The following is a 26,503-nucleotide window of genomic DNA, read 5'->3' on the forward strand; positions in this document are numbered from 1 at the left end:
GTAAATGCCCAAATGCTGGGTGCACAGAAAAACGAGGCATGAACCACATTAAATGGTTCATGCCTCACTTATTTCACTATCGAATAAAGTTTGTAAGTATTTTATTTTCTCTTTCTGGTTCTTTTATCGTTTGTCGTCCATTTTCAACCAGTTTCATTAGCCAGGCCATGTTTTTCCCAAGCACTCTCATTATTTGTCTTCCTTCTTCATCTTCTAGAGCTTCACCTGGTCTCATCCCATGGATAACATTCCAGTAATTTGTGCTTGGCATAAGCATTTCAGCATAGTTAATATAATTATTTAGCTGGTTAAACGTAGTAACTCCACCTGATCGCCTAACAGCAACAACAGCCGCTCCTACCTTATGCCTTAAAAAACCTGTATTGGCAACATAGAATGCTCTATCCAAAAAGGACTTCATCGTTCCGCCTATAGCCGAGTAATGGACAGGCGAGCCTACTATTATACCATCTGCCATTTTCATTTTCTGTATCCATTCATTTACTTCATCATTATCAATTATACATTTCTCATTATTATTTTTTACACAGGCGTTACATGCAAGGCATCCTCTTATTGTTTTGTTTCCAACATGAACAATTTCGACTTCTATACCTTCCTTTTCAAGTTCCTCAGCGACCATTTTTATAGCATGATAGGTGTTTCCTTCCTTTTTAGGACTTCCATTAAATGCAACTACTTTCATAACAATTACCTCCTGTACAATTTATTTCAAATCTCTCTCTATTTTGTTTTAGAAACATTATATCAGTTGCTTTTGCAGAGTCAAATAACCGTCCCCCGACTCAGCGCTTCAAGAATTGCTTTTGCAAAACTATCGCTGGACTGAGGATTTTGCCCAGTAATCAGATTGCCGTCAACGACAACATAATCCCCCCAAGGATTTGTTGATACAAAGTCGGCTCCAAGTTCTCGTAATTTCGTTTCCAAGGCGAAAGGAACCATTTTGTCTCCTCCACCAATTCTCTCCTCTTCATTCGTAAATCCGGTCATCCTTCTCCCAGCAACCAAAGGTTTCCCATCAGTTGTCGTTGCGCTTATTAAGCCAGCAGGGCCATGACATACAGCAGCAATAATATAGTTGTGCGAATCAAAATAGTTTAAGATGTTAGCAAGAAGCGGATCACCTGCTAAATCGAACAAAAGTCCATGACCACCGGGCACTACTACAGCAGCATATTGTGTATAATCCACTTGTGAAAGCTTCACTGTAGACTGTAGAACTTTAGCAGCAGCACTCCATTCGGCAGGAACTCCTCCCTTTATACTATTGGGATCGATTGGGGTAACCCCTCCTAATGGGCTTGCTACCGCTACCCCATATCCAGCAGCACGAAAAATCAGATATGGTACAGCAAATTCTTCCATCCACAGTCCTATTTTATGAACCTTGTCGGAATAGTCCCTACTCGTAACAATCATTAAGATTTTTTGTGAAGGTTGCATATCATTTTTCTCCTTGAAATTAGGATTAATCTTTAGTTAGTTTTGCTATTTGGGCCTCACTATCTATATTCTATTCAAGTTTTCAACTGTCCTCTCGTTTACTATATTACCAGTATTCAAAGTAGTTTTAGGTTCGATAAGCATCACATGTACTTCGTGCTCTGCAATAGGAAGGTGCTCAACTCCTTGGGGAATAACAATCAGTTCACCTTCATCCAACACAACATCTTTATCTTTGAACTTTATTACTAGTCGTCCTTTTACAACAAAAAACATTTCATCCTCGTTGTCATGGTGATGCCAAACAAATTCTCCTTTTAATTTGGCCAGTTTTATATATGAATTATTTAACTCACCTACTATCTTCGGACTCCAATGTTCTGCAAAAAGACTAAATTTCTTAGAAAGAACTATTTTCTCCATAAATTACACTCCTTATTATATTTATGCAAAGCCTAGATTAATTATAAAATAGTATCAATAATAAAGGTTGTTGAAGTTTCTATTATCCCTTCAAATTGCCATATCCGATCAAGTATCTTTGTAGTATCTTCCGGCGTCGAAATTCTCGTTTTTATTAGTATGCACCAGTTCCCAACCAGTCGATGGCACTCCTCTATAACTATTCCAGGGATGTCCATAGTAGCTATCTCATTTGCAATTTGAGCAAAATAGCCTCCATTAATTTTTATAAATAGTAAGCATCGGATACACGGTCTAACTTTACGCCAATCAATTAACGCCTGATACCCAGTTATTATCCCCCCTTTTTCTAAATTCTCAATGCGCTTATGTATGGCTGGTCTAGACATATGTAATATTTTAGCAATTTCCTCATGACTAATCCTGCCACTTTGTTCCAATATCTTAACAATCTCAATATCGACACTATCCACAACGATCCCCCTTTATCTAATTGTAACATATTTAGCATTATTTTTATCTATAAGTAATTATTTCAACTAAATATTATACTAATAGTAAATAAATCTTGCTAATTATTTATTTTTGCTTAAATAGAACAAAAAAGTAGCAACAAAATAACTACTCTGCATTACGATTCGTAAAATCCTAAAATAATTATGGGCATAAAAAAATCTGAAGCTTTATCAAAAAACTTCAGATTTTGCTAATTTAATTATCAAAATAATTGACGCCGCGCCGGTATGCATAATCAAGCATCTTCTCCGCTAATTCCTCGTCAATCTTATTCTTGGGTTGATCTTTGAACGTTGGAAGTCGCATAGCACCAAAGCCCAGCATGGACAGTTTATCTCCATTTGTCTTAAAGACTCTTTTTGTCAATTGGCAGCGGCTCCGTCTCCTCCGCTTTTTTAGCACCATGATTCAAAAATGCCAAAAGCTCGTTGCGGTTCATGCCATAGGCAAGCCTTGCAAGTACATTCACCTTTCATTTCCCCCTAAAACATCTTCCCTTTTATCTCATTGCCGATAGAAAATGCCTGGGCAATTTGGTTCCCTACAGCATAGTAATTTCTACTGTCGGGAGCAAAAATTAAAGGTTTTATTTGTTCAATAATCGGCTGATCTACTTTTTCTTGTATGGTCTCATCAATTTTAGCATCCATGACCTCACCTATAAACTGAGTATGTAGGCCAAGCTCAATAATCTGTATAACTTTACACTCCAAATTAACTGGAAATTCCCTTATATAAGGGGCGTCAACAATATCACTTTTCACCGCTGAAAGACCAGTTTTAGCAAATTTATCTTCCTTATTTCTGGAGGCTATGCCAAAGTAATCGGCTTCTTTTACATAGTTTTCTGAAGGAATATTTATTGTGAAAGCCTTTTTTAGCATTAGGTTACTATAAGAATAAGTAGCTTTACGTAGTGAAATCGCGACACAAGGCGGAGACGAGCAGCAAATACCTCCCCAAGCAGCAGTCATGGCATTGGGATTGCCTTCATTGTCATAGGTACATACAACTAAAACTGGGGTAGGATAAACCAATGTTTTAGCACCCAAACTTTTTTTCATTAATTTCACCTCTAAGTTATTATCTGTACTCACCGATTTCTTTTTTCATACTTATCTACCAGTCCAAGCTGCCTTCAACCATATATTTTATTTTCATTTTCTCTTACGGAAATATAATCCCTTAGCAGTAAATTAATTGCTATTTGGTAGATTCACTTTGAAGTTAGCGTTGAGTAGCAAACTTGGAGCCACGAGTATGTAAATTTTTCCTTGACCAATTCAGGAGTACTGAAGTCTTCTTATATTACTTACCTTTTTCGGATAGTAGTACTCCACCGACCCCAATATTGTCGGTTTCATTTTCTTTCACAATTACAACATAAGCTTGTTCAGGGATATTCATAATACTGCTTGCAGATTTAGTTAAAGATGCAACTAATTCACGCTTCTGTTCTTTACTTAATCTAGCTGCTTCAATTGTGATTACTGGCATTTGTTTCACTCCTCATCATACGTTACTCAATATTTTTAAATTCCTGCTAATTGGAAAATCCAAGACATTCAAACTTAATGTTCCTTATATATACCCCACGGCCCCAAGTTTGGTCACTACACAGCTATAACAACTGATTAAGGCTAGAAGGGATTGAGTAGTGCGGTCAGTCCTTCTAGCGGCATTTACTTAGAAAAGTTAAATTTCCCCCCCCAATGCTTCAGCCCTCTTTAGTCCGTCGGTCTTCAGAATATCATCTTTATCATGAAGGCCCGGTACAATGATTATGCCGCTATCCTTCCAATTAAGAAATTCAGCAATTAGTTTATAGGACTTAACAATACCTTCGAACTTAGTTTCATCGTTAACACCTCCGCTGACTAGAAGCGCGCATTCTTTTATCTTCAATGTCCTTTTCGATATTAAATAAGAATAGAACTTGTCAATAGCAGCTTTCAATTGTGCCGGAAACGAGAACCAGTACATTGGTGTTGCGAATACAACCATATCGGCTTGTTCCAGAAGCGGCACAAGTTCATTAAAATCGTCCGAAACAGAACAAGCAGTACCTTTTTGGAAGCAATTTTTACAGTCTATACATCCCTTAATTTTTTTATCTGCGGTTGTATATTTTTCAGCCGTGTGTCCCGCCTGCCGGGCACCGGCAATAAATGCATCTGCCAACTTATCGGTATTGCCACCTTTTCTAGGGCTACCTGTTAAAACGAGTATATTTTTTGACATATATAGATTCCTCCCTTCATAAACTATCAATTTCTTCATTTTTCCCTGATTTGTCGCAGTATCTCACTTTAAACATTAAGTTTTGTTCATGGAATCGCTATCCGTACCATAATAATACATACTAATATCCCAACTTGCAAGTAAGCACTTTTTTGTGTTATAGTATCCATTTTTATACCGTACGTATAAAATCCGCTATTCACAGTATAATTCGCAAAATTTTGCGCGATGCCACACATACTTAATACTATTTTACGTTATGTCAAAAGCTATTCATGTTTCTTAGGGTATTGATAGTGTATAATAGTAACCGTGGTGGAATATGCTGGATATCCTTTAGAATTACGCTGGTTCATTCACTGTGGTTTAAAGTTAACCCTTTCCATCTGGAAAGTGAACTCGTTTCAGCATAGCTGAAACATTGGGATTCAGTAAAAAATCGGAGGCGAAAATTATTGGATGATCTTACCTATTGGCTACTATTCTTTTCAGCTTCACTAGCGATAAACATTTCACCAGGCCCTGATTTATTCTACATACTCTCCCGAACTATCGCTTGTGGTAAAAACGCAGGCATGGCTTCTTCGCTTGGCGTCGGCACCGGTGCTTTAGTACATGTGACTGCTGCCGCATTGGGGCTTTCTGCTATTCTTGCAACCTCAGCTATTGCCTTTTCTGTTGTAAAATACGTAGGAGCTGCCTATTTAATCTACTTAGGAATCAAAAATTTGCACAGCGCCGGAGCTATCCCGGCGTTATCTGCAGCAAAAATAGTAGAAATATCCTCATGGGCTGCATTTAAACAAGGAATGCTTGTTGATATTCTAAACCCAAAGGCTGCTATCTTCTTTATAGCTTTCTTACCGCAATTTATTCGTCCGGAAATAGGGGTTGTACCACTTCAGTTATTTGGACTAGGCATTCTTGTTATTTTAATGGGCTTTGTCGTCGAATTCTCTTTTATTTTTTTAGCTGCAAAAATCACTGGCTGTCTAAGGAGAAATCAGTCAATTAGCTCTTGGCTTGACCGTGCTTTAGGTTCGATTTTAATTGCTCTGGGAATACGATTGGCATTTGTGGAAAAAACGTAATAGCAGGTAAAAAACAAGGCATGAGCCGTATTGAAACGGTTCATGCCTTGTTTACTTACTGCCATTGCCTTGTGTTAAATTATCGTATTTATCGGCCTGATTTATTGTTAGCTTGATATGATCAAGTATGTCAAGCAGGTGGCTGCAGCCCAAGGGACCACCAATGTAGCGGCCAAGTTCTTTTTTTGTCAATTCATTTAATGATTTTCCGATCAGAGCATTCAGTTGACCAATACATGCAAGACAGCTTGAGTCCGGGTAGCGTAAAAACTGTCCGTCACAAGCCACAATAATGCCTTTGTCGAGAGTTACGAGTATGGATAATTCATGATAAAAGTCGGCAAGCGTGCCGCACACTTTTATTTGGCCAGAGTCATCACTGAAGATGGTGGCGTTCTTAGTACGGTTGAACAAGTAATCAGTCCAGCTGCGGTTGCCCTCAATGTAACCGGACCAACTTTGCGTCGATCTATCCATATGGGCAAAACGATAACAAGAGGTAGCCTGATTTTTCCGCCAGAAATGCTCCAACTCATCAAGGTTAGAATAACCTCTTTCTTTAAGAAGGCCAACTTCGCCCAACACAATACCGGCGATGCAGTCGGTCAAAAGATAGCGGGGCATTGGTCCTAAGGATTCAGTTGCAGCTCGCAACACCGGACCAACGTCAATATAAGCCTCAGCGCCACGCAGACCGACTACTTCGCCGCCATCATTCAGTTTTCCGCCAGGCGAATGGTAGATATCCCATCTGGCATCGGAAATCTTAAAGCTATTGGCTGATGCCCTGATTTTGGCGCTCGCATTCATAACGGTATCAACGAGATGACTTTGTGCTACTACTTCTTTCTCGCTGCTTCGTTGTACTGTTGTAAATATGTTGCAGTGAAAATTAAATTTCATTAAATTAACCTCCGTTTGCCGCTGGTGATACAATCCCGTTAGTAAGCTTATTATCAACAACCGCATAACCTTTTCAATAACTGCTACCGGTAAATATAATAGGCTTTTGCCATTTCTTTAAAAGCATTGGCTTCTTGCTCCCAACTCACTAGCAATTCATCTAATGTATACCTACCAAGTCGCAGTCCGTCATCACCGGTAATCAAGTCAATCATCGGTGCTCCCTTACCGCTGAAGGTATAAGCAAACTGGCCCTCACTTAGATCCTCAACAGTAAATAACAAGCTCAAGCCTGTCCTTACAGGCTTAAATGCCTTACGGTCAGTTACATGAAGTTGAACCCCACCGCACGTTTCACCGGAAAAGTTGCCAAAACGGGGAATATAGTACGCCGGACGGAAAACTACGCCCGGCAGTTTCATGGCGTTCATACGCTCAGCAAATTTCTCAGCGTCCAGCCAGGGAGCACCGACAAAGTCAAACGGTCTGGTTGTTCCTACGCCTTCCGATATATTGGTACCACCAAAGATACCTGTCGCCGGATAGGTTAGCGCAGTATCTGGTGTGGGAATATTAGGTGATGTCATTACCCACGGCAAGCCTGTTTCTTCAAAATACATCTCCCTGTTCCAGCCAGTCATTTCTACAACCGCCAAATCACAGCCAATCCCAAATTCCTGGTTAAATAGTCTCGCCAGCTCGCCTACAGTCATACCATGCCTGACAGGAATGGGGTACATCCCAATAAAGGATTCAAAACCATTTTTAATAAGACCACCTTCCACCGCTACTCCCCCGATCGGGTTGGGGCGATCAAACACCACAAAGGTCTTGCCATTTTCCTTAGCTGCTTGCATCGCGTAAGCCATAGTGTAGATATAAGTGTAAGAACGTGCGCCGACATCCTGAATATCGAAAGCAAGTACATCTATATTGTTGAGCATCTCTGGTGTTGGCTTTTTGGTAGCACCATATAAACTATATACAGGCAAACCAGTCTTAGCATCTGTAAGGCTGCCCACCTTGTCACCAGCAGGAACTGCGCCGCGAATGCCATGTTCCGGGGAGTATAAGGCTACCAGATTCGTTTTGGCTGCCAAAACATCAATCGAGCTCTGATACTGGCTGTTCATACCGGTAGCATTAGTGATAAGACCAACCCTTTTACCGGCAAAGAGCGCCAGGTGTTGATCAATATTGTCAATTCCCAGTTTAACCCTGTTTTTTTCCGGTTGTGAAGAACTGGCAAAGCCGGTAACACTTCCTATTAGTAATAGCGCGACCACCATGGCAGTCATCCATGTACTATACCGCTTATTTTTCAAGCCCTCTTCCCCCTTGCTTCCTACAATTTATTACTTAGTTTTCACCAAATCCGGATTTGATAAGAGCAATAACCGATTCCAGAACCTGGGCTTCCCCTTCACCATTTATCCTGACCACAATGATATCGTTTTGCTTAATTCCAGCGCTCATGATCGCAAGAATACTTTTAGCATTATAGGTTTTATCATCCTTTACCAACAGCACTTCACCGGGAAAGTCACTGGCTGTTTTCACCAACAAAGCCGCTGGTCGGGCGTGTAAACCTACCTTATTTACAATGGTTACAGTCTGTTCTAACATGAAAATTCTCCTTACTGTAATTTTTACCCCTACTGACAATATGCCTACAAAGCGTCAAACCCGACCAACCGGACGTTATTATTATTAATGAACTCTCGTATTTCCACCGATGTCATGACTGCCAATTCTTGTTCCCGCCATCGATTATAAGAGCTTATATCATAAAGCAGTTGATCCGGCTCAGCTGGGTGACACATAATCTCCAGTGTACCCTGTGGGTGACTTTGGATAATTTGTTTTAAATTATTCATATTCGCACCCTGCTCATAAAATTCAAGTGCAATGGCATCAGTAGTTGCAACACCTGCCTTGCTAATGGCTTGTTGAACAACCGCATTGCCTTGCCGCAGCGGTGTACCGAGCTGCTTTGCCAGTTCGATGGCTATTTCCAGCACCTCGGGATAGGTGTGGATATGATGGTGGCTGTCTAAATGAGTCAAGCCAAGTCCGGTAGCCAAGAATTTCTCAACCTGGGCATTTAATTCGCGCTTTATATCAGCGGTCTTCATAAAGGTTACCGCCTCAGCCGCCTTACGCCGGAACCGTCCCTGAGCATCTACCAGACTAGGAACTTGAGCCGCCGGTATAATTGGTTGGCCAAATGTAAGGTTTAGGTGAAGACCAACCCGCTTTACCCCATGCTGCTTAAGCTTTTCTACCGCATCCTGCGTATAGCTGGTGTTAACCATCAGGGTAGTTTCCGTAACAATCCCCGCAGTTAGTGCCTTGATAATCCCTTGGTTACAGCCGGGTGTTAACCCGAGGTCATCAGCATTTATTATTAAATCAAGCATATCTTATCCCCGCTTCCCCTAATCAATCTTTAAATTGCGGTAAATACGCCGCATGTAAGGACAGCAAATCAGCCAGCAGTTGTTTGGCTACCCTGACAGAGGGAATCAGCGGATGGTTAGCCAAAGCCTGCAGCGCTTTATTGCTATCCCCATGCACGCCAGCCTCTACAGCCAGCATTTCATAGGCCTTCACCTGTTGTACCAAGCCAGCAATCTCCGGCGGCAGCGTACCCACCGTTAACGGCATAGCACCATTTTTACTAATAACGCAGTTGGTTTCAATAACACAGTTGGTTGGCAAACCACTGATGGCTCCCTGATTTACAGTGTTTACTGTATGTATTTCCCGTTTGTCATTGTAGATGGCACTAATCAGAGATACCGCCGCATCTGAATAATAAGCACCGCCCCGTTTTTCCAGTTCTGCCGGTTTTTCCGCCAGTTCAGGATTCTGATATAGTTTGAATAAGCTTTCTTCAACAGCCTGAACTATCTCTGCTCTTGTCCCCGCCCCCCCTGCTGTCGCAGCGGCCTGCTCTTCGGCAAGAATCGAGTCTGTCATGTAGTAGTAGCGATGATAGGGACAAGGCACCATACCCAAAGATCGCAGGAAATCGCCGTCCCATTTGAGATCCGGGATATTTTTCATTGTGAGGGCCGCTCCATCCTGCATCTTTTCCAGAACACTAGCCGTAACATCAATACCTTTGTGCCATACCTTCCGTCCCCAGACCAGATGATTAAGGCCGGCGAAATCTATAAAAACATCGTTTGCATCGGCATCCAACAGTTTGGCAATCGTCATCTTCATATGAATAGGAACATTACATAAGCCAAGGCATTTTACCTTGGTATATTTTTGCACACTTTCGGTTATCAGACCTGCCGGATTAGTAAAGTTTATCAACCAAGCCTCAGGGCATATTTCCGTCATGTCGCGGCAAATATCCAGAATAACAGGAATCGTGCGCAACGCCTTGGCAAAGCCCCCGGGGCCAGTAGTTTCCTGTCCTAATACACCATATTGCAAAGGAAACCGTTCATCCCGGGCGCGCGCGGCCAGCCCCCCAACCCGAAACTGGGTAACCACAAAGTCAGCTCCTTGCAGCGCTGCCGCCCTGTCCATAGTAGTGGTAATTTTACTGTCCAATCCGACCCGGGCAACCATCCGGCGCGCCAAGGCAGCGACAATATCCAGTTTATGCTGCCCAGCCAAAATATCGACAAGACAGATTTCAGCAACAGGCAGTTCTGCCGCACGCCGGATAAAACCGTCAATCAATTCCGGCGTATAGCTGCTGCCGCCGCCAATAACAACAACTTTTAATCCTGACATGAGGTCGCCTCCAGCTTGGCAGAAAGCTGTCTGATGGTTTTGTGCATTTCGATCATACTCTCAATTAGATTTTTCTCGGACATTGCTGTCATCAAGTGATCTTGCGCATGTACAGTCAGCAGCGTAAGCTCCACTTTATTGCCCTGCGCTTCCTGTTGAATCATATCAGCCTGAACCCGGTGGGCAGCGCCTACTTCTTCCTCGGCTTGCTGTAGATGCTCGGCAGCCTTGATAAACTCTCCAGCCTGGGCGGCTCGCAGTGCATCATAAGCTTCAGCCCTGGCATTGCCGGCATGGAGAATAATTTTAAAAATTACTTCTTCTGTCATTTTAATTCCTCCTCCAGTTCCCCTGCCATGCCTTCTCTGCTGAGTTTGCGTTCATAGGCTCTGAGGAACGGATAATAAAGTGCAGCAGCAATTATAATGTTAACAAATACCAACACAATTGCCCGCCAGTCACCGCCTGTGGCAAGGTATGCCCCGACAGGTGCAGGCAGGGTCCAGGGTACAAGTATATAAGGCTTATTCACTAAGCCAATATCCATAACAAAATAAGTAAGAATCGCGATAGCGACCGGACTAAGCAGAAACGGTAAAAACAAAAGCGGATTAAGCATAATTGGGACCCCAAAGATAACTGGCTCATTGATATTGCAGATTCCCGGCAAAAAAGTGACCCGGCTCATACTTTTGAGATAAGGAGCTTTAGAAAAAAGCATAATCAGTACTAAACCGAGAGAAGCTCCTGAGCCGCCAATCCAAACAAACCACTGAAAAAAAGGCTCTGGCGCAATATTAGGAATAGGCTGCCCGGCAGCCGCGGCCGCGATATTCTGGTCAAGCAACACCAGCCACACCGGCCGGGCTACGCTGCCAACCACCGAATCACCATGAATACCGGTTGCCCAAAGCAAAGTTATAATAACAATGGGTACTAAGATCCCGGCTAACGTGTTGCCTGCCAGCACTAACGGCTGAAATAATTCCAATACAAAATGATGAATATCAAACCCGATAAAATCCCGCACGAACCAGACTGCCGGTATAATAACGGCTGCCGGTATGAGAGCCTCAAATGACTTGGCAACCGATTCCGGCACTCCGTCCGGCATCTTTATCGTTAGCTTGCGGGTCTTGGCAAACCGCAGCACCTCTACAGCAAAAATCGCCATGATAATAGCGACAAACATACTGCCGCCTCCGAGATTTTCCATTAGCAGTGCCATTCCCTTATCCGGGTAAGTAACCGGCACGCTTGTCAGTAAAAAGGCAGCCATTGCCAAAATTCCGCCTGACACTCCATCAAGTTTATATGATTTTGCAAGATGATACCCAATACTGTGACAAGCGTAAAGAGCCATCAATCCCATAGTTAACCGGAAAGGTATGAGGATTTGGCCTGTATAGGGTTTGATAGCCGCCGCCAGGGCCGGAAACGGGGGAAAAGCCAGGATCAAAAAGAAACTACCAACAATAATGAGTGGTATAGTAGAAATAATCCCATCACGCACTGCGCGAAGATGTCGCTGCTCTGACAGCTTGGTCATAACAGGTATCAGATATTTATCAAGCAGTGCAAAGAATTTGTGCATCTTCTCTCCTGCCTAACCCAATATCTTCTTAACTTCGGCTAAAATGATGGCTCCGCCCATCGGGTTATACCCTTGCGGCGGAATAATGGCCACAGGAACATTATATTCTGCCGCGGCCTCCTGGAAAAAGGCAGCACGGTGCCGCACCTGAGGCGCTACCAACGCTATATCCCAGCCATTTTTGAGCTCCTCGCCAAATTCACCACTGCCTACCGACTTAACAGTAACCACCTGACCCGTCTTAGCGGCTTCCTTTTCAATTGCTTTAACTACAATAGAACTCGACATGCCGCCAGAACATACCAATAATAACTTCATCTTTCCATCCTCTTTTCATCTATGATCGCCCTACGAATAAAACCACCAACTGCCGCCAGATAGCAGGAAGCCTGTACGGCAGAACAATCCCGTTTAATCATGACAATAGCTGTCTTGGGATTCATCCCTGCCTGAACAAGAATTTCGCCAGCCCGCTCACAGCTTACTCCTGTTGCCTGCGCGACAATCTGTTTGGCTCTTTCGACCAGTTTGGCATTAGTCGGCTTTACATCGACCATTAAATTGCCGTACACCTTTCCCAACCGAACCATGGTTGCCGTTGTCAGCATATTAAGTACCAGCTTCTGGGCCGTGCCAGCCTTCATCCGGGTAGATCCGGTGATTACCTCCGGCCCAACCAATGGAGTAATGGCAAGCTTAGCCACCTTGCCAATCTCCGAATTCGGAGTGCAGCTTATGGCGACCGTACAAGCGCCAACCGTATTGGCATATTTCAAGCCACCAAGGACATAAGGAGTTCTGCCGCTGGCTGCCAGACCAACAACCACATCCTTCGCTGTAAGTTTCACTAATTGCAATTGAATAACTGCGCCGCTAATCTCGTCTTCGGCTCCTTCTATCGCCTTTACCAGAGCTGTATCACCCCCGGCAATTAACCCGATTATCCGATCCGGCTCAACGCCAAAGGTCGGCGGACACTCGGCGGCGTCCAGTACGCCTAGCCGCCCGCTGGTTCCGGCGCCTATGTAAATCAATCGTCCGTCAGTTTGCAGTGCTGCTGCTATTTTATCAACCGCTAAGGCAATATGGGGTATTTCCTCTGCCACCGCCGCAGCCACTGTCTTGTCCTCCGCATTGATGGCTTCGAGCAATTGGCTTGTAGTCAGCTTATCCATATTCACCGTTTGCGGGTTGACCGCTTCGGTAAGCAAGTCTTCTATTTTTACACCCAATCTCATCGCCCCCAACCGAATTTTCAAACCTTGTTCTGCACCCATTCAAGCCCCAGCCGTACAGCCCCTTCTACCGGTTGGGTTTTACAAGCTACAAGGTTGGCCCTTTTAGCCAGAGCCTCTTCCAGCCGCTCACGAACCATCAGAATATTGGTTACTATGCCGCCATACATGCATACTTGCACTGGTTCTCCCCAACCAAAACCACGGGTGATAACCGATTCTACCAAGCTGGCAAGCGCATCGCCTGCTTGCTTTACTATCTCGATCGCCACTTGGTCTCCCTGCTTGGCTGCGTCTCCTACCACCTGGGCAAATGCTGCAATATTGCCTTTCGACGTTGATTGGTTATTAATATAGCCAATCATATCATTCCAGCTTGTTAGGCCTGCGTATTCCATTATCATGTCCATTAATACCGTAGCTTTATCGCGCCCCTCAGCAGCCCGAATCCCCCTTACTACTGCCTGACGGCCAATTGCATAGCCACTGCCTTCGTCACTGGCAAGGTGTCCCCAGCCACCGGCACGAATGACAGCGCCCTGCCTATTTATCCCATAAGCAATTGAGCCTGTCCCGGCAATCAAGACAATGCCTTCGGCTTTCCCTAAGCCCGCGACCAGCGCAATTTTGGCATCACTGTTTATCAGATAGTTGCAAGTTAGACCTAATCCTGCCAGTGCCCCTATAACAATATCCTTGTCTCTTATCCGATCAGCACCGGCCAATCCAAGGCTTACTACTAGTAAATCCACCTTCTTTAAATTAAGGCTAACGGCCAGTTCGTCAATGATACTAGCAATAACTGCCGTAAATTTGGCCACCCCGGTAATGTGGTAGTTGCTAGGCCCCTTTTCCACCCAGCCTAAAACCTTGCCGGTAACATCTGCAGCACAGCCTACGGTTTTAGTTCCGCCACCATCTATCCCTATAACCCATTGCATCATTATCACCTGACATAACATTTCTACTTCTCAGCAATATTTGACACAGACCACTTTCTTTCCTGTTACTTTGTTCGAAAAACAAAAAAATAACCGCTCCCCTACTAAGGTTTGCGATTATTTCAGTAAGCCAAATTTAGCATCGAGCATTTTAATTCATACCTTATTTCATTTCGTTAAGAGAAATACATATATTCATATCTCCTATATTGGTATGCAAGGGGATACTCAAGGTTTCATGAGAAAAATGCGCTGAAACAACGGCATCAGCTACAGCAATTTGCGGCGGCATAATATCACAACGATAATTAAGCTTTGATAGATAGCTTGCTGCATTACCGCTAATAATATTAGATATTTCCCCCATGGCCGAAGTAACAAAATCATCTAATTCCTTCAATTCCATGCCTGACATGATTTGCACAATATTTAATGTCGTATCTTGCGGAAATTGAAACAAAATGGAACCAGAAACATCACCTGTCACATTAATCCGGATATCTACCCCCTGGCTCCCACCAGCTACAGCCCCTGTTGCTCCCCGGCTTACTTCAATATCGAGCATAGCCTTAAAAACATCCGTAACAGCCTTAAAAACCGGATTGACATATTCTGCCTTCATATTCTTTCCAACCCCTGTTCTGTCACATATTGTGCCATCTTCTGGTCTGCCGCAACCACATGATTTATCAACCAAGCCAGCAGTCTGCCCGCCAGTATTTGCACAGCTTGCTCATGATAACCTGCATCCGCAAATTCTTTCGCCGCCTTTTGGATATCCGCCTTAAATGCCTCATGAATGTTATGGTGCTCTTCACAGTCTGGGTAACCTAATGTTTGTTGATACTGTTCTTCATAATTAAAATGTGTCACTACATACTCCTGCAGAAACACCATCGTATCTTTTACCTTTTCTATTTTTTCCTCCCAACGGCCTTCCTGACGAATAGCTTGCACAAAATCAGCAACACGGCTAAACAGTTCCTCATGTTGTTTATCAATAGTCGGAATTCCAATTTTATATTTTTCTTTCCATATCATAGGATATCCCCCTTGAAATCAATAATAATTGTTTGTTAGTCATTATAGTCTATTTTTCAAAAATAGTCTAGTTAAAATTACCAATAAGTCCTCAATGAGGAGAACTTATTTATCTATCGGTGGCTCATTAGTAAACCGATCCCTCTCCGCTCTTCATAAATAGGGAGATAAACCACTTTGAATGGCTCATCTCCCTATTTATCTTACTATTATTTTATCGACTTGTTGTTACGTTATTTCTAGCATACCGCTGTTTTAATTTTGACTAATAACCAACCATCCAGCTGTTGCACCTGCTGATTAGCAAAATTGGCCATATCGGTATTAATTTTCGCTGCAAGTTGATTTTTAGAATTCCAATAGCCAAAGCCAGAAACAACTACTAATAAAATACAGGTTAACACCAGAACATATGCTTATATTTTATTCATAAGCCATGTCTAATCCTCCAAATACTCTTTATTAGAATTTTTTGTTAAGATCGCTTTTACTGGATAAATCAGAATAATTACTGCCGTATTTTAAGACTATACTGACAGATTAGGCTGTATTAATTCCAAAAAAACGATAAACAGATAGACCGCAATTTACCCAGTATGCTCCATCTATTGTATAATATTTAGTCATTTTGGTGTTGAATCCCTGAACTGCTGCCGTAGATAAAAAACCTGGTCGAATTATGCGAACAAAACTAATAGACCTTCCATTAGTACCAAACTTTACACCAAATTGATAGGCGTCTGTCATCTCAAAAAATGCACCTTGCGAACTACTACCCGAACTGGGAGTCTGCTGTATGTTCTCTTTTGTATTTTTCATTATAAATGAATGATCCAATTATTGAAAAAATACCATTTCCAGGTATATTTATAGTTATTATATTATCGCTAAAAGCAATAATAATTCCATTCAACAGGCGATAGGCATTGCCTTGCTCACTCGCAGGAATCAGAGTATACGTTCCTGGAACGGGTGACTGTGAAACTGTCGTAATAGAAACAGCGTTATGAAACAACGCGGCACATGAACCATCAAATCCCGCCTCACCATCATACATTCTCTCTCTTCTGTTATTACACTCAAAAGCTATGTCTTTGCTAATTTTTCTTTCCCTTTCGTGTAAAATCATAAAAAGACCTCCGGCTCAGCCTAAATATGATGCATTAGCAGATAGATTATTGGCATAATATCTAGCCAACGGTGTAATATCCAAAAGACGAAATTCACATTTAGTTGTGTCAAAAAACTTACCTGTGATATCGCGGACCTGTTCGGGACGATTGGAGAAATACAAGTGGCTGGAGCCTTCGCCGTTGATTTTTAGCCCGTTGTTCTCTGCCAGATAATCCTGGACTTGGCGCGCCGTTTCTACCGCCGGATCAATGATGACCACTTCTTCGCCCATAACTTCCTGCAACAAGAGCGTAATATATGGATAGTGGGTACAAGCCAAAATTAGCGTATCGATATTTGCCTCTTTTAGTGGCGTTAAATAGTGATAAGCGGCTTGACGCAATTCGTCTCCTTCAAGGCTGCCGGCTTCAATCAGTTGGGCAAAGAGTGGACAGGCACGTGGAAATACAACGGCACGCGAGTCCAGCGCTAGGATATCGGCGCGGTGTTTGCCACTGGCTATCGTGGTTTCCGTGGCAATAACCCCAATACGCTTGGATTTACTGTCGCGAAGCGCTGGCACTGCACCCGTGTTGTTACCAATTAGTTCAAAGTTATAATTCTTAGAAAGCATAGCAGTTCCTAAGACAGTAATGGTATTGCAGGCCACAACGCCAACTTTGATACTACAAAGCGACATGAGTTGCATAATTTCATCTACAAAGTCGCAAATTTCTTCTTTGGTCCGGGAACCGTAAGGTGCACGAGCAGTATCGCCAAAGTAGATAATATTTTCTTTAGGCAGTAGCTGACGTAGTTCCTTGTACACGGTAAGTCCGCCAATGCCTGAATCAAAAATACCGATAGGTAAGTCTCTATGCATTTTATATTCCCTCACATCCGTCAAAATTGTTATAACACCAATAAGAATAGAGAGACCAAGAATAGTGAGCAAACTCACATATCTTGGTCTCACCTATCTAGGTAAAATGGAGAGCTTCCAAATACCAATAAATAAGACTTTATTTAATTTATCCGCAGAATTACATATTAGACTGAACGGTACAACTTCTCAGATTTCATTTTTCTTAATTATCATATACCGATTATGCGCGTCTTTCAGGGCGACAATCAATGTTTTTTGCACCAACCCAAAGAACCGTTGACGAATGTGCTGTACTATATCATCAATTCCTGTGACCAAGTTCTGGCCGACAAGCATTGACAGGATGAAATCCCCCGTCATATCCCGAACAGTATTACACGTCGCATCAACTATAATATCTGTTTTCTTGTCAACAACCATACTCAAAAAAAACATACTGTAGAGAATGGAAATGGCATCTTCCTTACTCGGTTTTGCCTGCCCGGTGATAAAAACTGTACTTGGCGCATATTCCACATTGCTCATTCCTATGTCAATCCCCTTTCTAAAAAATTCCGAGGAAATACTGACTCGCAATCCGCTATTTAATCGATCAAATAATGCTTGACTCGGCTTGGTCTGCATCATCAGACAAGCCCTTGCCAAATAACCTGTTGAGAACAATTGTACACGTGACATTGCCAAACACATTTATGACACACCGCACACCATCAATAAGCCTATCTACACCCGCGATAATGGCAATTCCCTCGACCGGAAGTCCTAAAGTAGTAAGGATTAGGGATATTACAACCAGCGATGCCGAGGGAACGTTAGCAGTGCCTTTATTAGCGATTACTGCGGTAATGAGAATGGTGATGAGGGTGGGGCCATCTAAGACTACACCATAAACATCGCAAAGAAAAGATACGGCTAAGGCTTGATAAAAAGCAGATCCATCTAAATTAAAACTGTATCCTAAAGGAATAGAAAATGCAGAAATTCGATAATTAATGCCCATTTCATCTAATGCTTCAAGAATAGATGGCAATGTAACCTCAGATGAACCAGTCGCAAAAGCCAATAGCAGCCCTGTTGATATCTTCTTAAAGGTATCTAATGGGTTGTAACCAAGGATAATAAGCAAAATGCAGAAGACACCAGTGAGAACCAGCAACCCCAGGTATGCTGCCATAACTAATTGGGCTAGTGCCATAACCATCTTCATTCCTTGCGTTGCAAAAAGCCAGGCCATAATGGCACCAGTGGCAAACGGTGCAAACGAGATTACCCCCATCGTCATTTTGAGCATTGTATCTAACAGTGCTTCAAGAATATCGGCAATTGGCTTAGCTCGTTCTTTAACTGCGGCCAAAGAAAGGCCAAATGCAATGCAAAAAACCAAAAAAGGAATAATTTTATGATTTGCTGCTACGCTTACTACGTTGTCAGGAATCATATCAAGAAAAAATTTTACCCAGTCAATCGAACCTGCTAAATTATTGGGTATGCTGCCGGTAGCTTCTATCGGCACACCAATGCCAGGGTGAATGAGTTGGTTAAGGCCGATTCCTACTGCCATGGCGATACCAGTGCCAAGATAAAACCAGCCAAAGGCAGTTAAACCCATTTTACCCAGTCGCTTAATATCAGCCCCCATTCGATAAGTTGCTAATGTAACGGCAGCAAATAGTAGTGGGATTATGACCATCTTTATGCCTTTAACAAAAGCTGTGCCGATAGGCTCTAGTAATTTACCAAAGCTTGGCCACATAGCACCTATAAAACTACCAACTATAAGCCCTACGATGATTTGAGCCCACAACGGAAAGCGCTCAGTTTTTCTAGACGAAGACTCTGCTGGTAACGCATTCATTTAGATCACTCCTTAATATTTTGTGGCTTATTCGCAAAATATACTACGAGAAACTAAAGTAGAAATCGCGATTCCTAGGTATTATTGCTCGAATCCATAAGAATCAAAATGCTTACCGTTCCTTAGGCAGCCATTCATCTGCAAAAAGCGGATATTTTGCAGCTATCTCGGCAACTTGCTTACGGATTTTTTCTAATATATCAGGCTGATTATGATTTTGCAAAGCTCTTCCTACAAGAACTCCGATGTCATACATTTCCTTTTCTTTTACACCGCGTGTAGTTAAAAATGGGCTGCCAATACGTATACCACTGGATATATTCGGCGGCAAAGGATCGAACGGTATCATGTTTTTATTTGTGACAATCCCCACCGAGTTCAATACGTCCTCTGCCTCTTTTCCTGATGGAATTAATGCAGTAACGTCAGCAACAATGAGATGCGTCTCTGTACCGCCGGTAATTAACCGCATTCCCTGCGATAAACAACCTTTGGCAAGTGCTTGTGCATTCCGGAGAACTTGCTTGCTATAAAGCTTAAATTCTTCTGACATGCACTCTTTGAAAAGTACTGCCCGCGCAGCAATCATATCCATTTTAGGCCCGCCCTGTATGTTAGGAAATACCGCTCTGTCAATCTTACCTGCTAATTCCTGCCGGCAAAGAATGACGCCACACCCCCGCGGCCCTCGCAATGTTTTTTGCGTCGAAAAGCTAACAACATCAGCATGCGGTACAGGCGATGGAATTACCCCGGCGGCTACTAAGCCGACATCATGCGCAATATCGACCCATAAAAATGCCCCAACCGATTTGGCAATAGCAGCAAAGCCAGCATAATCAATCAATCTTGGATAAGAAGAAGCACCGCATACGATGATTTTGGGTCTATGCTCTTCCGCGAGTTTTCTAACTTCCTCAAGATCAATACGTTCTGTTTCTTGATTTACGCCATATTGAACAACATTGTACATTTTTCCACTGACATGAAATGCTGCACCATGGCTTAAATGCCCGCCATGACTTAAACTCATGGATAAAATAGTATCACCTTGCTGCAAAAGCCCACGTAAAATAGAAATATTGCCAATAGTAGCATTCGCAGCTTGTAGATTAGCATGTTCACAACCAAATAGCAGTTTGAGTCTTTCTATCGCTAAATTCTCAACGTCATCGGCAAATTCACAACCGCCAACAAAACGCTTCCCTGGATAGCCTTCTGTATTCTTATTGGTAAAAACGCTGCCTTCCAGGAAAGTCGCCAGCGGAGAGGCATAGTTTTCTGATGCAATCAAACCAAGAGTATTTCTTTGTCTGTCTTCTTCTTTTTGAAGCAACTTTGCCATTAAGGGATCAAATCGTTTAAGCATATTCATCATTTTATCCTGTTCCATAAAGACACCTCTTTCAATTTTAATAGTTGTTACGGTAACTCTCTCCTTATCAACACGACTACGTATTTCCTTTGTATCTTTTCATAATCACCTCCTAACAACTCCTTGAAAATAAAAAGACCAAGAATAGTGAGATTTGCTCACACATCTTGGTCTTAAATATCTCAGTAAAATGAAGAACTTTCATCTACCAACAAATAAGACTTTATTAAATTTGTTTTTATTATAGCATATTAACTGAAAATTTCAATTATTTTGTTGGATAATATTTTTCTTAACCATCATGTACCGGTTGTGCGCGTCCTTCAAAGCAACAATCAATGTTTTTTGTACCAAGCCGAAAAAACGATGCTGGATATCCTGCACCATAGCATCAATTCCAGTTGCCAAGTTCTGTCCGACCAGTAATGATCGGATAAAATCCTGGGTCATGTTCCGGACAGAATTACACGTCGCATCTGCAATAATATCTGTCTCTATGTCGACGATAAAACTCACAAAAAATACATTGTAGACACTAGAAATGGCGTCTTCTTTACTTGGTTTTGCCTGACCGGTGATAAAAACTGTACTCGGCGCATATTCCATGTTGTTTTACCCCCTTTCCACTACTGCTTATTACAGCGCTAGACGCGCTACGTCTATCAGGCTTACTTCAGAATATTAACTTGCTCAAAATCATGCAATGGTATATCAATAACATGTTCCGCCAATCGTTTAGCTCGGTGGGTCGGCGGAAAAGCAGAAGCGTCGTACTGCCTGCTGGTCGGCATTGGCCAACAGATCCATATTTTTTAGAACTTATCTCCTAACGACGCCTAAAAATAAAGAGACCAAGAATAGTGAGACTTCCCCACACATCTTGGTCTTAATTATCTCGGTAAAATGAAGAACTTTCACATACCAATAAATAAGACTTTATTAAATTTATTTTATAATAGCACATTTGACTGAAAGTTACAATTGTTTTTTAGATGATATTTTTTTAAAAAATATCATCTCATTGTAAAAAAATGCAAATGCTGTACACCGTAATTTGGTGTACAGCATTTACGCTTTTTATAGTATCAAAAGATCTTATATCAACCACGCGAAATCTGAATTTGCGGGCGGCGAGGGCGGATTCGAGCACGGTCACTACTTTAGGAAATATTCTTTCAGTATTTTAGAATAGATCTTATCATCCATTAAAAAAGCATCATGACCGAATTTCGAACTAACAATTTTTTTGTCTACTTCAGTAAAATTACTAAGCCTGGACTCTGTTTCTTCAACTACCCACACTGGAAAAAGGATATCTTCCTCACATCCAACCAAAAGTACTTTTGGCACAGAAGGGCAATCGGCCAGCGGTAAGTTGTGAAAATTTAAATTGAAATTTCTCATAGCATGTAAAAAACACAAATAACTGCTACTATCAAATCTGGAGACAAACGAGTCTGCTTCTTCCTCTAGGAAGTGACTGAGTTGCCAATTTATATCGCCAATTTGATGCTCAACAAAAAATTTCTCTCCCACATAAGAAATGTTGGCTAGTTGTCGTGCCATATTTAATCCTTTGTCTCTTGGCAACATCCTAATTAACGCATCTTGAATATCCATTAAGCCTTGTCCAATAAATGATAGTGTAACACCTGCATTGAGACATACAGCCTGTTGAACCTTCTCCGGATGGGCTGCCACCCACTCAAGAACCACCATGCCGCCAAGGGATCAGCGTGCCATCTATCAATCTCCAGCTCTTCTTGCAGCTTTTGTTGGCAGAACACGATGTCGGCAATAGATGGCGAAGAAATATCTGGTGATCCAGTACTTCCAAAGCAACCACCAAGATTATTTGCACAAACAATAAAGTATTTGTTCGTGTCTAAAGGCTTACCCGGTCCTACCGCCCATTCCCACCATCCTGGAGTGTCATTAGCACTATGGGCAGCTACATGCGAACTGCCAGAAAAACCATAAATTGCCAGTAGTGCATTGTTCTTTGCTGAGTTAAGTTCCCCATACGTCTCGTATGCTAACGTTATTTGTGTGACATATTTAGAATACGTTACAGGTACTTTACTTGTTGTAAAATACTTGACAACACTAACCACAATGACTACATCTTCTCCTCTTCATCTGTGCTTCCTAAATCTGCTCATCTTTAATATGTCTGTTTATAAAATAAGCTTGATCACTGCTACCTGCTTCTTTTATACGTATTCCCAATATATTTTTCTTCACTTATTTGATTGTATCTACACCCATATATGACCTCAGCACCTCGGGTACTTTTCTACTTCGGTTTTGGTAACTAATCGCTTTTTAATGGAAATTCCCAATAAACTATTTATTAGGAATTTTGTCTGTATGGAATTTTTATGGTGTCTGACTCAATGCTTTCTTCAATAGAACACCGAATGGTTATATTTTAAAACGATTAATAATTTGCTTTAGATTTTCTGCCCGTTCTAATAACTTTTGAGCTTCCCCAGATATAGCTTGTACAGTGGCTGTTTGTTCTTCGGTAGCAGCAGCAACTTCTTCAGTCGCCGCTGCTAAGTTTGCAGAAACAACTTCTACCAGATTCATAGACTGCGATACAGCATTTGTATTGCTATTCACTTGTTGAGATTCAGTAGATATTTCCTGAATCTGTGCCACAAATTCATTAATGGACTGATTAATCGTATTGAGAAAGTGCCGGCTTAAATCAGCCGCTTTTTTTAATTCAATAGCCAGAGATGCACTTTGAACCGTTTCTTTGACTGCCTGCTCGGTACCTACTTGAATTTCGCAAATTAACTTAGCGATTTCCCGGCTTGAATTTCTTGCTTGTTCAGCTAATATTCGCACTTCATTGGCTACCACCGCAAAACCATATCCATGTTCACCAGCACGAGCTGCCTCAATAGCCGCATTGAGCGCCAATAGATTAGTCTGACCTGCGATACTGGTTATAACCTCAACAATTTGTCCAATTTGTTGAGATTTAGCGGACAAAACATTAATAGCTCGATTAACACTATTCATAGCTTGTTGATTGTTATCTATTAAGACTAGCTGATTTCCAATAGCTGCGCTCCCCATTTGCACCACTTCCCGCACCTGCTCAGATGTGCATTCGGAATTTGTGACATTTCGAGTAATAACTTGAATAGATCCAGTCATAGCCTTAATCATGTTGGCACTAGTACGAATAACATCTACCTGTTTCGTAGAATCCTGAGCCAATTCTATAATTGTGGTGGCAATTTTTTCTGTAGCTTGTCCAGCTTCAACTGTAGCATAGCGCATGTCTTCTGCAGCATTCGTAAGATACGAAGCCGTTCCGGTTATTTCTTGTACTAAATTACGAAGATTGTCTCCCATTTGCTTAAAGGACTTTGACAAAAAAGCAATTTCGTCATTCCCGTTGACCTCAGCGGACACAGTTAAGTCACCTTCCGCCATTTTTTGGGCATTATCAGTCAAAGCAATAATCGGAGCAGTAATTTTATGAGCCAGTATAGTAGAAAATATGCCCATAATGATTAAGCTAAGTAAGACAATTAGCAAATAAGTATTACGCAAAGTGTCAAGGTGTGTGTACACTTCCTTGTGAGTTACTGTAAAAGCTAATATCCATCCAGTACTAGGCACTTTATGAAATACCATTATGCGTTTTTCTTTATTTTCATCATATTCCAAATATCCGGAGTCTTGGTTAAGGAGTTTTTCTGCAATATTTCTCAATGACTCATTATCATTTATATTGGATGATATTAGCGTGTTATTAGGATGTGCTAAAATTACTCCCTTAGTATCGAGAAGAAAAACATAGCCTTTACCATCCATGGAAACATTTCTAATATTCTCTGTTAAGGTATCCAAAAAAATATCCACAACGACGACGCCGCGCAATGTGCCTTGCTCGTCCCTTAAAGGCAGTGCAGGACTTACGCAATAATTTTTTGTAGTAGCATCAATATACGGCTCGCTTATCGTTAGACCATTTTTCGTTACAGCTTCCTTATACCATCCTCTTTCTCGAGGATCATATCCGGGAGGCATTGGCAATCCTGATCCATGTAAGAAAGCTCCATTTTTTTCAAGACCGATACCTATTTCAGAAATACTTTTTTCTTCTTTGTTAAGCAGAAAGTAGGACATGGGTATATCGTCAACCGTTGTATTTTTAATCAAAAATGCTAAATCCTGTATCGTTTTAATTTTGACTAACAGCCAACCGTCCAGTTGAAGTACTTGCTGATTAGCAAAATTGGCCATATCGGTATTGATCTTTGCCGCAAGTTGATTTTTAGCATTCCAATAACCAAAGCCAGAAACAACTGCTAATAAGATACAGGTTAACAACAGAATATATGTTAATATTTTTTTTCGTAAATTCATGTCTCATCCTCCAATATATACTTAATATTAATTACTCAGCTTTCTTTTAATCTACTGACACATAAAAGCCTAACTTGCAGACTTATTATTAGTAAGCGCAAGCGAAGTAATCAAAGTAATATCAGATATCTCATGGTAGCCATCAATGCACATGCGGACTATTCTTAATACTAGACGTAAAATAAACAGACAGATTCAAAGTAACACCAATCAGCTTTGATCTGCCTATTTATTTTAGTCCATTCGTGTTCTTAATTAAATTGTAAATTAAGTTCTTACCCCTATACCTCTACAATGAGTGTGCTATTAGGAAACAATCTTGGCCAAAATCAGTATCCCACTTAATGCAACAACAGATGCAATGAGGCATGCGACAGTAAAACTCTTTAACATATCCGGCAACGATAAGCCTAAAAATTCTTTTATGAACCAAAAACTAGAATCGTTAACATGGCACCAGCCAATCGCTCCGGCGCCAATGGCCAGAACGACAATTTCCGGACTTAAACCAGGATAAACAGCCAGCAAGGGTGCCACTATGCCTGCTGAAGTGATCATGGCCACCGTGGCGGAACCGATGGCAAGATGCATAAGTGAAGCTACTAGCCAAGCTAAGATAATGGGATTCATATTAAGAGACATCAGGATTTTAGCGAACTCTTTTCCTAAACCACTGTCAGATAAAATGGCATTAAAAGCGCCGCCGCCGCCGATAATCAGCATGATACCTGCAATGGGACCAAAGCATTGTTCAGTTAAAGTCTGCAAGTTTTTCATGGTAAGACCGCGAGCAAGCCCTAATGTATAATAAGCAACAAACACGGAAATTAAAAGTGCCGTGATCGGATTGCCGATAAAAGTCACTACGGGCAAAATGGCGGCATCCTTGGCAAGATATAAGACACCGATAGTTTTGGCTACCATAATAAATAAAGGCAGGAGAATGGTAAATAGGGTAATGCCAAAGCCGGGCAGTTCCTCATTCGGGGTTGGCGCTTTCGCTTCGGCGATATTTGTGGTGCACTTGGTGCTGATATATTTAGACCAGATTGGGCCTGCAATAATAGCTGCGGGTGTGCCAATCAGCAGAGCATATATAATAACTTTGCCAACGTCTGCTCCCAAAGTTGCCGTAATAGCTGCTGCCGCCGGATGGGGAGGGACCATGCAATGTACTATCATCAACGATACAGCCAAAGGAATTCCCACGTACAAAAGCGGTAATTTAGCTTGTCTGGCAACAATGAAAACCAAGGGAAACAGCAAAACAAAACCCACTTCAAAAAAGACGGGGATGCCGGCTATTAACCCGACAATTGTCATAACCCAGGCGGCCCGGTTTTCTCCCAGTGTGGTAAGCAATGTCTGGGCCATGCGTTCGGCTCCGCCGGACACCTCCAACATTTTGCCCAAAATTGTGCCAAGACCCATAATTGTAGCGATAAAGCCCAGCGTTCCTCCCATTCCGTTTTCAATGGAAGTGGCAATTTGCGGCAAAGGCATACCTGTGCCTATCCCTACAAATATACACGCTATGATTAGGGCAACAAAAGCATGTATTTTAAATCGAACAGTAAGTAATACGATCAATAATACTGCGACTAATAATACCAGCATAAACATTGTGCTTGTATCCATTTTCTTAATCCTCCCTATATTTAAACGTGTTCTCTA

Annotated in this window: 34 protein-coding genes; 1 reads left to right on the forward strand and 33 read right to left on the reverse strand. The window is 41.9% G+C overall.

Annotated features, from left to right (window positions below):
- Positions 1 to 76: 76 nt before the first annotated feature.
- The 9 genes from SALPA_RS08105 to SALPA_RS08135 all read right to left on the reverse strand — a co-directional run bounded on the left by SALPA_RS08105 (position 77) and on the right by SALPA_RS08135 (position 4,647).
- Positions 77 to 706, reverse strand: a complete 630-nt coding sequence (locus SALPA_RS08105) for a flavodoxin family protein (RefSeq protein WP_145092100.1) — start codon at positions 704 to 706, stop codon at positions 77 to 79.
- An 80-nt stretch (positions 707 to 786) separates the two neighbouring features.
- Positions 787 to 1,467, reverse strand: a complete 681-nt coding sequence (locus tag SALPA_RS08110; RefSeq protein ID WP_145092102.1) for a type 1 glutamine amidotransferase domain-containing protein — start codon at positions 1,465 to 1,467, stop codon at positions 787 to 789.
- 63 nt (positions 1,468 to 1,530) lie between these two features.
- Positions 1,531 to 1,890, reverse strand: coding sequence for a cupin domain-containing protein (locus SALPA_RS08115; RefSeq protein ID WP_145092106.1), 360 nt, complete (start codon positions 1,888 to 1,890; stop codon positions 1,531 to 1,533).
- Between the two features lie 41 nt (positions 1,891 to 1,931).
- A complete protein-coding gene (locus tag SALPA_RS08120) occupies positions 1,932 to 2,363 on the reverse strand; it encodes an Lrp/AsnC family transcriptional regulator (RefSeq protein ID WP_145092109.1) in 432 nt (143 codons plus the stop codon).
- Positions 2,364 to 2,601: 238 nt separating this feature from the next.
- A complete protein-coding gene (locus SALPA_RS28875; protein WP_186450972.1) occupies positions 2,602 to 2,772 on the reverse strand; it encodes a hypothetical protein in 171 nt (56 codons plus the stop codon).
- Positions 2,753 to 2,875, reverse strand: coding sequence for a hypothetical protein (locus tag SALPA_RS31415; protein WP_255451011.1), 123 nt, complete (start codon positions 2,873 to 2,875; stop codon positions 2,753 to 2,755). Before SALPA_RS31415 ends, SALPA_RS28875 begins: the two co-directional genes overlap by 20 nt.
- A 13-nt stretch (positions 2,876 to 2,888) precedes the next feature.
- A complete protein-coding gene (locus tag SALPA_RS08125; RefSeq protein WP_255451012.1) occupies positions 2,889 to 3,503 on the reverse strand; it encodes a flavin reductase family protein in 615 nt (204 codons plus the stop codon).
- Between the two features lie 211 nt (positions 3,504 to 3,714).
- Entirely contained in the window at positions 3,715 to 3,903 is a 189-nt protein-coding gene (dmpI, locus tag SALPA_RS08130; protein ID WP_145092115.1) for a 4-oxalocrotonate tautomerase DmpI, read from the reverse strand.
- Between the two features lie 198 nt (positions 3,904 to 4,101).
- A complete protein-coding gene (locus SALPA_RS08135) occupies positions 4,102 to 4,647 on the reverse strand; it encodes a flavodoxin family protein (RefSeq protein ID WP_145092118.1) in 546 nt (181 codons plus the stop codon).
- 455 nt (positions 4,648 to 5,102) lie between these two features.
- Between SALPA_RS08135 and SALPA_RS08140 the strand changes: the two genes are divergently transcribed.
- The gene (locus SALPA_RS08140) at positions 5,103 to 5,738 is read left to right on the forward strand and encodes a LysE family translocator (RefSeq protein ID WP_145092120.1); all 636 of its coding nucleotides are present in this window, start codon (positions 5,103 to 5,105) and stop codon (positions 5,736 to 5,738) included.
- Positions 5,739 to 5,789: 51 nt separating this feature from the next.
- On the opposite strand, the gene SALPA_RS08145 is transcribed toward SALPA_RS08140, so the two are convergent.
- The 24 genes from SALPA_RS08145 to SALPA_RS08250 all read right to left on the reverse strand — a co-directional run bounded on the left by SALPA_RS08145 (position 5,790) and on the right by SALPA_RS08250 (position 26,467).
- Positions 5,790 to 6,641 (reverse strand): DUF2889 domain-containing protein, encoded by an 852-nt coding sequence (locus SALPA_RS08145; protein WP_186450973.1) that lies wholly within the window; start codon positions 6,639 to 6,641, stop codon positions 5,790 to 5,792.
- 83 nt (positions 6,642 to 6,724) lie between these two features.
- Complete coding sequence (locus SALPA_RS08150; RefSeq protein WP_255451015.1) at positions 6,725 to 7,966, reverse strand: DUF1343 domain-containing protein; 1,242 nt, start codon at positions 7,964 to 7,966, stop codon at positions 6,725 to 6,727.
- Positions 7,967 to 8,000: 34 nt separating this feature from the next.
- On the reverse strand, positions 8,001 to 8,267 hold the full coding sequence (locus SALPA_RS08155; RefSeq protein WP_145092126.1) for an HPr family phosphocarrier protein: 267 nt from the start codon (positions 8,265 to 8,267) through the stop codon (positions 8,001 to 8,003).
- A gap of 44 nt (positions 8,268 to 8,311) precedes the next feature.
- Positions 8,312 to 9,061, reverse strand: a complete 750-nt coding sequence (locus SALPA_RS08160) for a carbohydrate deacetylase (RefSeq protein ID WP_145092129.1) — start codon at positions 9,059 to 9,061, stop codon at positions 8,312 to 8,314.
- A 22-nt stretch (positions 9,062 to 9,083) separates the two neighbouring features.
- Complete coding sequence (locus SALPA_RS08165) at positions 9,084 to 10,397, reverse strand: 6-phospho-beta-glucosidase (RefSeq protein WP_145092133.1); 1,314 nt, start codon at positions 10,395 to 10,397, stop codon at positions 9,084 to 9,086.
- Positions 10,385 to 10,726 carry a PTS lactose/cellobiose transporter subunit IIA gene (locus SALPA_RS08170; RefSeq protein ID WP_145092136.1) on the reverse strand — a complete coding sequence of 114 codons (342 nt, stop codon included), beginning with the start codon at positions 10,724 to 10,726 and terminating at the stop codon, positions 10,385 to 10,387. The genes SALPA_RS08165 and SALPA_RS08170 overlap by 13 nt, the downstream gene beginning before the upstream one ends.
- Positions 10,723 to 11,991, reverse strand: a complete 1,269-nt coding sequence (locus SALPA_RS08175; RefSeq protein ID WP_145092139.1) for a PTS sugar transporter subunit IIC — start codon at positions 11,989 to 11,991, stop codon at positions 10,723 to 10,725. The genes SALPA_RS08170 and SALPA_RS08175 overlap by 4 nt, the downstream gene beginning before the upstream one ends.
- A gap of 12 nt (positions 11,992 to 12,003) precedes the next feature.
- Entirely contained in the window at positions 12,004 to 12,309 is a 306-nt protein-coding gene (locus SALPA_RS08180) for a PTS sugar transporter subunit IIB (protein ID WP_145092142.1), read from the reverse strand.
- Positions 12,306 to 13,268 carry an N-acetylmuramic acid 6-phosphate etherase gene (gene murQ / locus SALPA_RS08185; protein ID WP_255451019.1) on the reverse strand — a complete coding sequence of 321 codons (963 nt, stop codon included), beginning with the start codon at positions 13,266 to 13,268 and terminating at the stop codon, positions 12,306 to 12,308. The genes SALPA_RS08180 and murQ overlap by 4 nt, the downstream gene beginning before the upstream one ends.
- Positions 13,247 to 14,170, reverse strand: a complete 924-nt coding sequence (locus tag SALPA_RS08190) for a BadF/BadG/BcrA/BcrD ATPase family protein (protein ID WP_186450974.1) — start codon at positions 14,168 to 14,170, stop codon at positions 13,247 to 13,249. The genes murQ and SALPA_RS08190 overlap by 22 nt, the downstream gene beginning before the upstream one ends.
- A 160-nt stretch (positions 14,171 to 14,330) precedes the next feature.
- On the reverse strand, positions 14,331 to 14,789 hold the full coding sequence (locus SALPA_RS08195) for a chemotaxis protein CheX (RefSeq protein ID WP_145092147.1): 459 nt from the start codon (positions 14,787 to 14,789) through the stop codon (positions 14,331 to 14,333).
- Positions 14,786 to 15,208: a bacteriohemerythrin gene (locus SALPA_RS08200; protein ID WP_145092150.1), complete on the reverse strand. Its 423-nt coding sequence runs from the start codon at positions 15,206 to 15,208 to the stop codon at positions 14,786 to 14,788. Before SALPA_RS08200 ends, SALPA_RS08195 begins: the two co-directional genes overlap by 4 nt.
- Before the next feature lie 239 nt (positions 15,209 to 15,447).
- A complete protein-coding gene (locus SALPA_RS30220; RefSeq protein ID WP_222427911.1) occupies positions 15,448 to 15,612 on the reverse strand; it encodes a hypothetical protein in 165 nt (54 codons plus the stop codon).
- A gap of 368 nt (positions 15,613 to 15,980) precedes the next feature.
- Positions 15,981 to 16,337 (reverse strand): hypothetical protein, encoded by a 357-nt coding sequence (locus SALPA_RS08205; RefSeq protein ID WP_145092153.1) that lies wholly within the window; start codon positions 16,335 to 16,337, stop codon positions 15,981 to 15,983.
- A gap of 15 nt (positions 16,338 to 16,352) precedes the next feature.
- Positions 16,353 to 17,204: a glutamate racemase gene (gene murI / locus SALPA_RS08210; protein WP_145092156.1), complete on the reverse strand. Its 852-nt coding sequence runs from the start codon at positions 17,202 to 17,204 to the stop codon at positions 16,353 to 16,355.
- Positions 17,205 to 17,393: 189 nt separating this feature from the next.
- A complete protein-coding gene (locus SALPA_RS08215) occupies positions 17,394 to 17,732 on the reverse strand; it encodes a DUF3870 domain-containing protein (protein WP_186450976.1) in 339 nt (112 codons plus the stop codon).
- Between the two features lie 67 nt (positions 17,733 to 17,799).
- The gene (locus tag SALPA_RS08220; protein WP_145092162.1) at positions 17,800 to 19,062 is read right to left on the reverse strand and encodes a dicarboxylate/amino acid:cation symporter; all 1,263 of its coding nucleotides are present in this window, start codon (positions 19,060 to 19,062) and stop codon (positions 17,800 to 17,802) included.
- Positions 19,063 to 19,174: 112 nt separating this feature from the next.
- Positions 19,175 to 20,437 (reverse strand): serine hydroxymethyltransferase, encoded by a 1,263-nt coding sequence (gene glyA, locus SALPA_RS08225; RefSeq protein ID WP_145101817.1) that lies wholly within the window; start codon positions 20,435 to 20,437, stop codon positions 19,175 to 19,177.
- A gap of 264 nt (positions 20,438 to 20,701) precedes the next feature.
- Positions 20,702 to 21,043: a DUF3870 domain-containing protein gene (locus tag SALPA_RS08230; protein ID WP_145092165.1), complete on the reverse strand. Its 342-nt coding sequence runs from the start codon at positions 21,041 to 21,043 to the stop codon at positions 20,702 to 20,704.
- 62 nt (positions 21,044 to 21,105) lie between these two features.
- Positions 21,106 to 21,228, reverse strand: a complete 123-nt coding sequence (locus SALPA_RS31420) for a hypothetical protein (RefSeq protein ID WP_255451023.1) — start codon at positions 21,226 to 21,228, stop codon at positions 21,106 to 21,108.
- Positions 21,229 to 21,592: 364 nt separating this feature from the next.
- Entirely contained in the window at positions 21,593 to 22,057 is a 465-nt protein-coding gene (locus SALPA_RS08235; protein WP_145092168.1) for a hypothetical protein, read from the reverse strand.
- Positions 22,057 to 22,551: a hypothetical protein gene (locus tag SALPA_RS08240; RefSeq protein WP_145092171.1), complete on the reverse strand. Its 495-nt coding sequence runs from the start codon at positions 22,549 to 22,551 to the stop codon at positions 22,057 to 22,059. The genes SALPA_RS08235 and SALPA_RS08240 overlap by 1 nt, the downstream gene beginning before the upstream one ends.
- Before the next feature lie 310 nt (positions 22,552 to 22,861).
- Positions 22,862 to 24,829, reverse strand: a complete 1,968-nt coding sequence (locus SALPA_RS08245; protein WP_145092174.1) for a methyl-accepting chemotaxis protein — start codon at positions 24,827 to 24,829, stop codon at positions 22,862 to 22,864.
- Positions 24,830 to 25,135: 306 nt separating this feature from the next.
- The gene (locus tag SALPA_RS08250; RefSeq protein ID WP_145092178.1) at positions 25,136 to 26,467 is read right to left on the reverse strand and encodes a gluconate:H+ symporter; all 1,332 of its coding nucleotides are present in this window, start codon (positions 26,465 to 26,467) and stop codon (positions 25,136 to 25,138) included.
- Positions 26,468 to 26,503: the final 36 nt, after the last annotated feature.

Origin of the sequence: Sporomusa sp. KB1, assembly GCF_007830295.1 — a bacterium.
In the GTDB taxonomy this organism is placed as follows: Bacteria; Bacillota; Negativicutes; order Sporomusales; family Sporomusaceae; genus Sporomusa.

Excerpts from the sequence above, each read along its gene's own strand:
- SALPA_RS08105 (WP_145092100.1), bottom strand. The coding sequence starts at position 706 with ATGAAAGTAGTTGCATTTAATGGAAGTCCTAAAAAGGAAGGAAACACC.
- SALPA_RS08110 (WP_145092102.1), bottom strand. The coding sequence starts at position 1,467 with ATGCAACCTTCACAAAAAATCTTAATGATTGTTACGAGTAGGGACTAT.
- SALPA_RS08115 (WP_145092106.1), bottom strand. The coding sequence starts at position 1,890 with ATGGAGAAAATAGTTCTTTCTAAGAAATTTAGTCTTTTTGCAGAACAT.
- dmpI (WP_145092115.1), bottom strand. The coding sequence starts at position 3,903 with ATGCCAGTAATCACAATTGAAGCAGCTAGATTAAGTAAAGAACAGAAG.
- SALPA_RS08135 (WP_145092118.1), bottom strand. The coding sequence starts at position 4,647 with ATGTCAAAAAATATACTCGTTTTAACAGGTAGCCCTAGAAAAGGTGGC.
- SALPA_RS08145 (WP_186450973.1), bottom strand. The coding sequence starts at position 6,641 with ATGAAATTTAATTTTCACTGCAACATATTTACAACAGTACAACGAAGC.
- SALPA_RS08155 (WP_145092126.1), bottom strand. The coding sequence starts at position 8,267 with ATGTTAGAACAGACTGTAACCATTGTAAATAAGGTAGGTTTACACGCC.
- SALPA_RS08160 (WP_145092129.1), bottom strand. The coding sequence starts at position 9,061 with ATGCTTGATTTAATAATAAATGCTGATGACCTCGGGTTAACACCCGGC.
- SALPA_RS08165 (WP_145092133.1), bottom strand. The coding sequence starts at position 10,397 with ATGTCAGGATTAAAAGTTGTTGTTATTGGCGGCGGCAGCAGCTATACG.
- SALPA_RS08170 (WP_145092136.1), bottom strand. The coding sequence starts at position 10,726 with ATGACAGAAGAAGTAATTTTTAAAATTATTCTCCATGCCGGCAATGCC.
- SALPA_RS08175 (WP_145092139.1), bottom strand. The coding sequence starts at position 11,991 with ATGCACAAATTCTTTGCACTGCTTGATAAATATCTGATACCTGTTATG.
- SALPA_RS08180 (WP_145092142.1), bottom strand. The coding sequence starts at position 12,309 with ATGAAGTTATTATTGGTATGTTCTGGCGGCATGTCGAGTTCTATTGTA.
- murQ (WP_255451019.1), bottom strand. The coding sequence starts at position 13,268 with ATGGGTGCAGAACAAGGTTTGAAAATTCGGTTGGGGGCGATGAGATTG.
- SALPA_RS08190 (WP_186450974.1), bottom strand. The coding sequence starts at position 14,170 with ATGATGCAATGGGTTATAGGGATAGATGGTGGCGGAACTAAAACCGTA.
- SALPA_RS08195 (WP_145092147.1), bottom strand. The coding sequence starts at position 14,789 with ATGAAGGCAGAATATGTCAATCCGGTTTTTAAGGCTGTTACGGATGTT.
- SALPA_RS08200 (WP_145092150.1), bottom strand. The coding sequence starts at position 15,208 with ATGATATGGAAAGAAAAATATAAAATTGGAATTCCGACTATTGATAAA.
- SALPA_RS08205 (WP_145092153.1), bottom strand. The coding sequence starts at position 16,337 with ATGATTTTACACGAAAGGGAAAGAAAAATTAGCAAAGACATAGCTTTT.
- murI (WP_145092156.1), bottom strand. The coding sequence starts at position 17,204 with ATGCATAGAGACTTACCTATCGGTATTTTTGATTCAGGCATTGGCGGA.
- SALPA_RS08215 (WP_186450976.1), bottom strand. The coding sequence starts at position 17,732 with ATGAGCAATGTGGAATATGCGCCAAGTACAGTTTTTATCACCGGGCAG.
- SALPA_RS08220 (WP_145092162.1), bottom strand. The coding sequence starts at position 19,062 with ATGAATGCGTTACCAGCAGAGTCTTCGTCTAGAAAAACTGAGCGCTTT.
- glyA (WP_145101817.1), bottom strand. The coding sequence starts at position 20,437 with ATGAATATGCTTAAACGATTTGATCCCTTAATGGCAAAGTTGCTTCAA.
- SALPA_RS08230 (WP_145092165.1), bottom strand. The coding sequence starts at position 21,043 with ATGGAATATGCGCCGAGTACAGTTTTTATCACCGGTCAGGCAAAACCA.
- SALPA_RS31420 (WP_255451023.1), bottom strand. The coding sequence starts at position 21,228 with ATGCCGACCAGCAGGCAGTACGACGCTTCTGCTTTTCCGCCGACCCAC.
- SALPA_RS08235 (WP_145092168.1), bottom strand. The coding sequence starts at position 22,057 with ATGGATATTCAAGATGCGTTAATTAGGATGTTGCCAAGAGACAAAGGA.
- SALPA_RS08245 (WP_145092174.1), bottom strand. The coding sequence starts at position 24,829 with ATGAATTTACGAAAAAAAATATTAACATATATTCTGTTGTTAACCTGT.
- SALPA_RS08250 (WP_145092178.1), bottom strand. The coding sequence starts at position 26,467 with ATGGATACAAGCACAATGTTTATGCTGGTATTATTAGTCGCAGTATTA.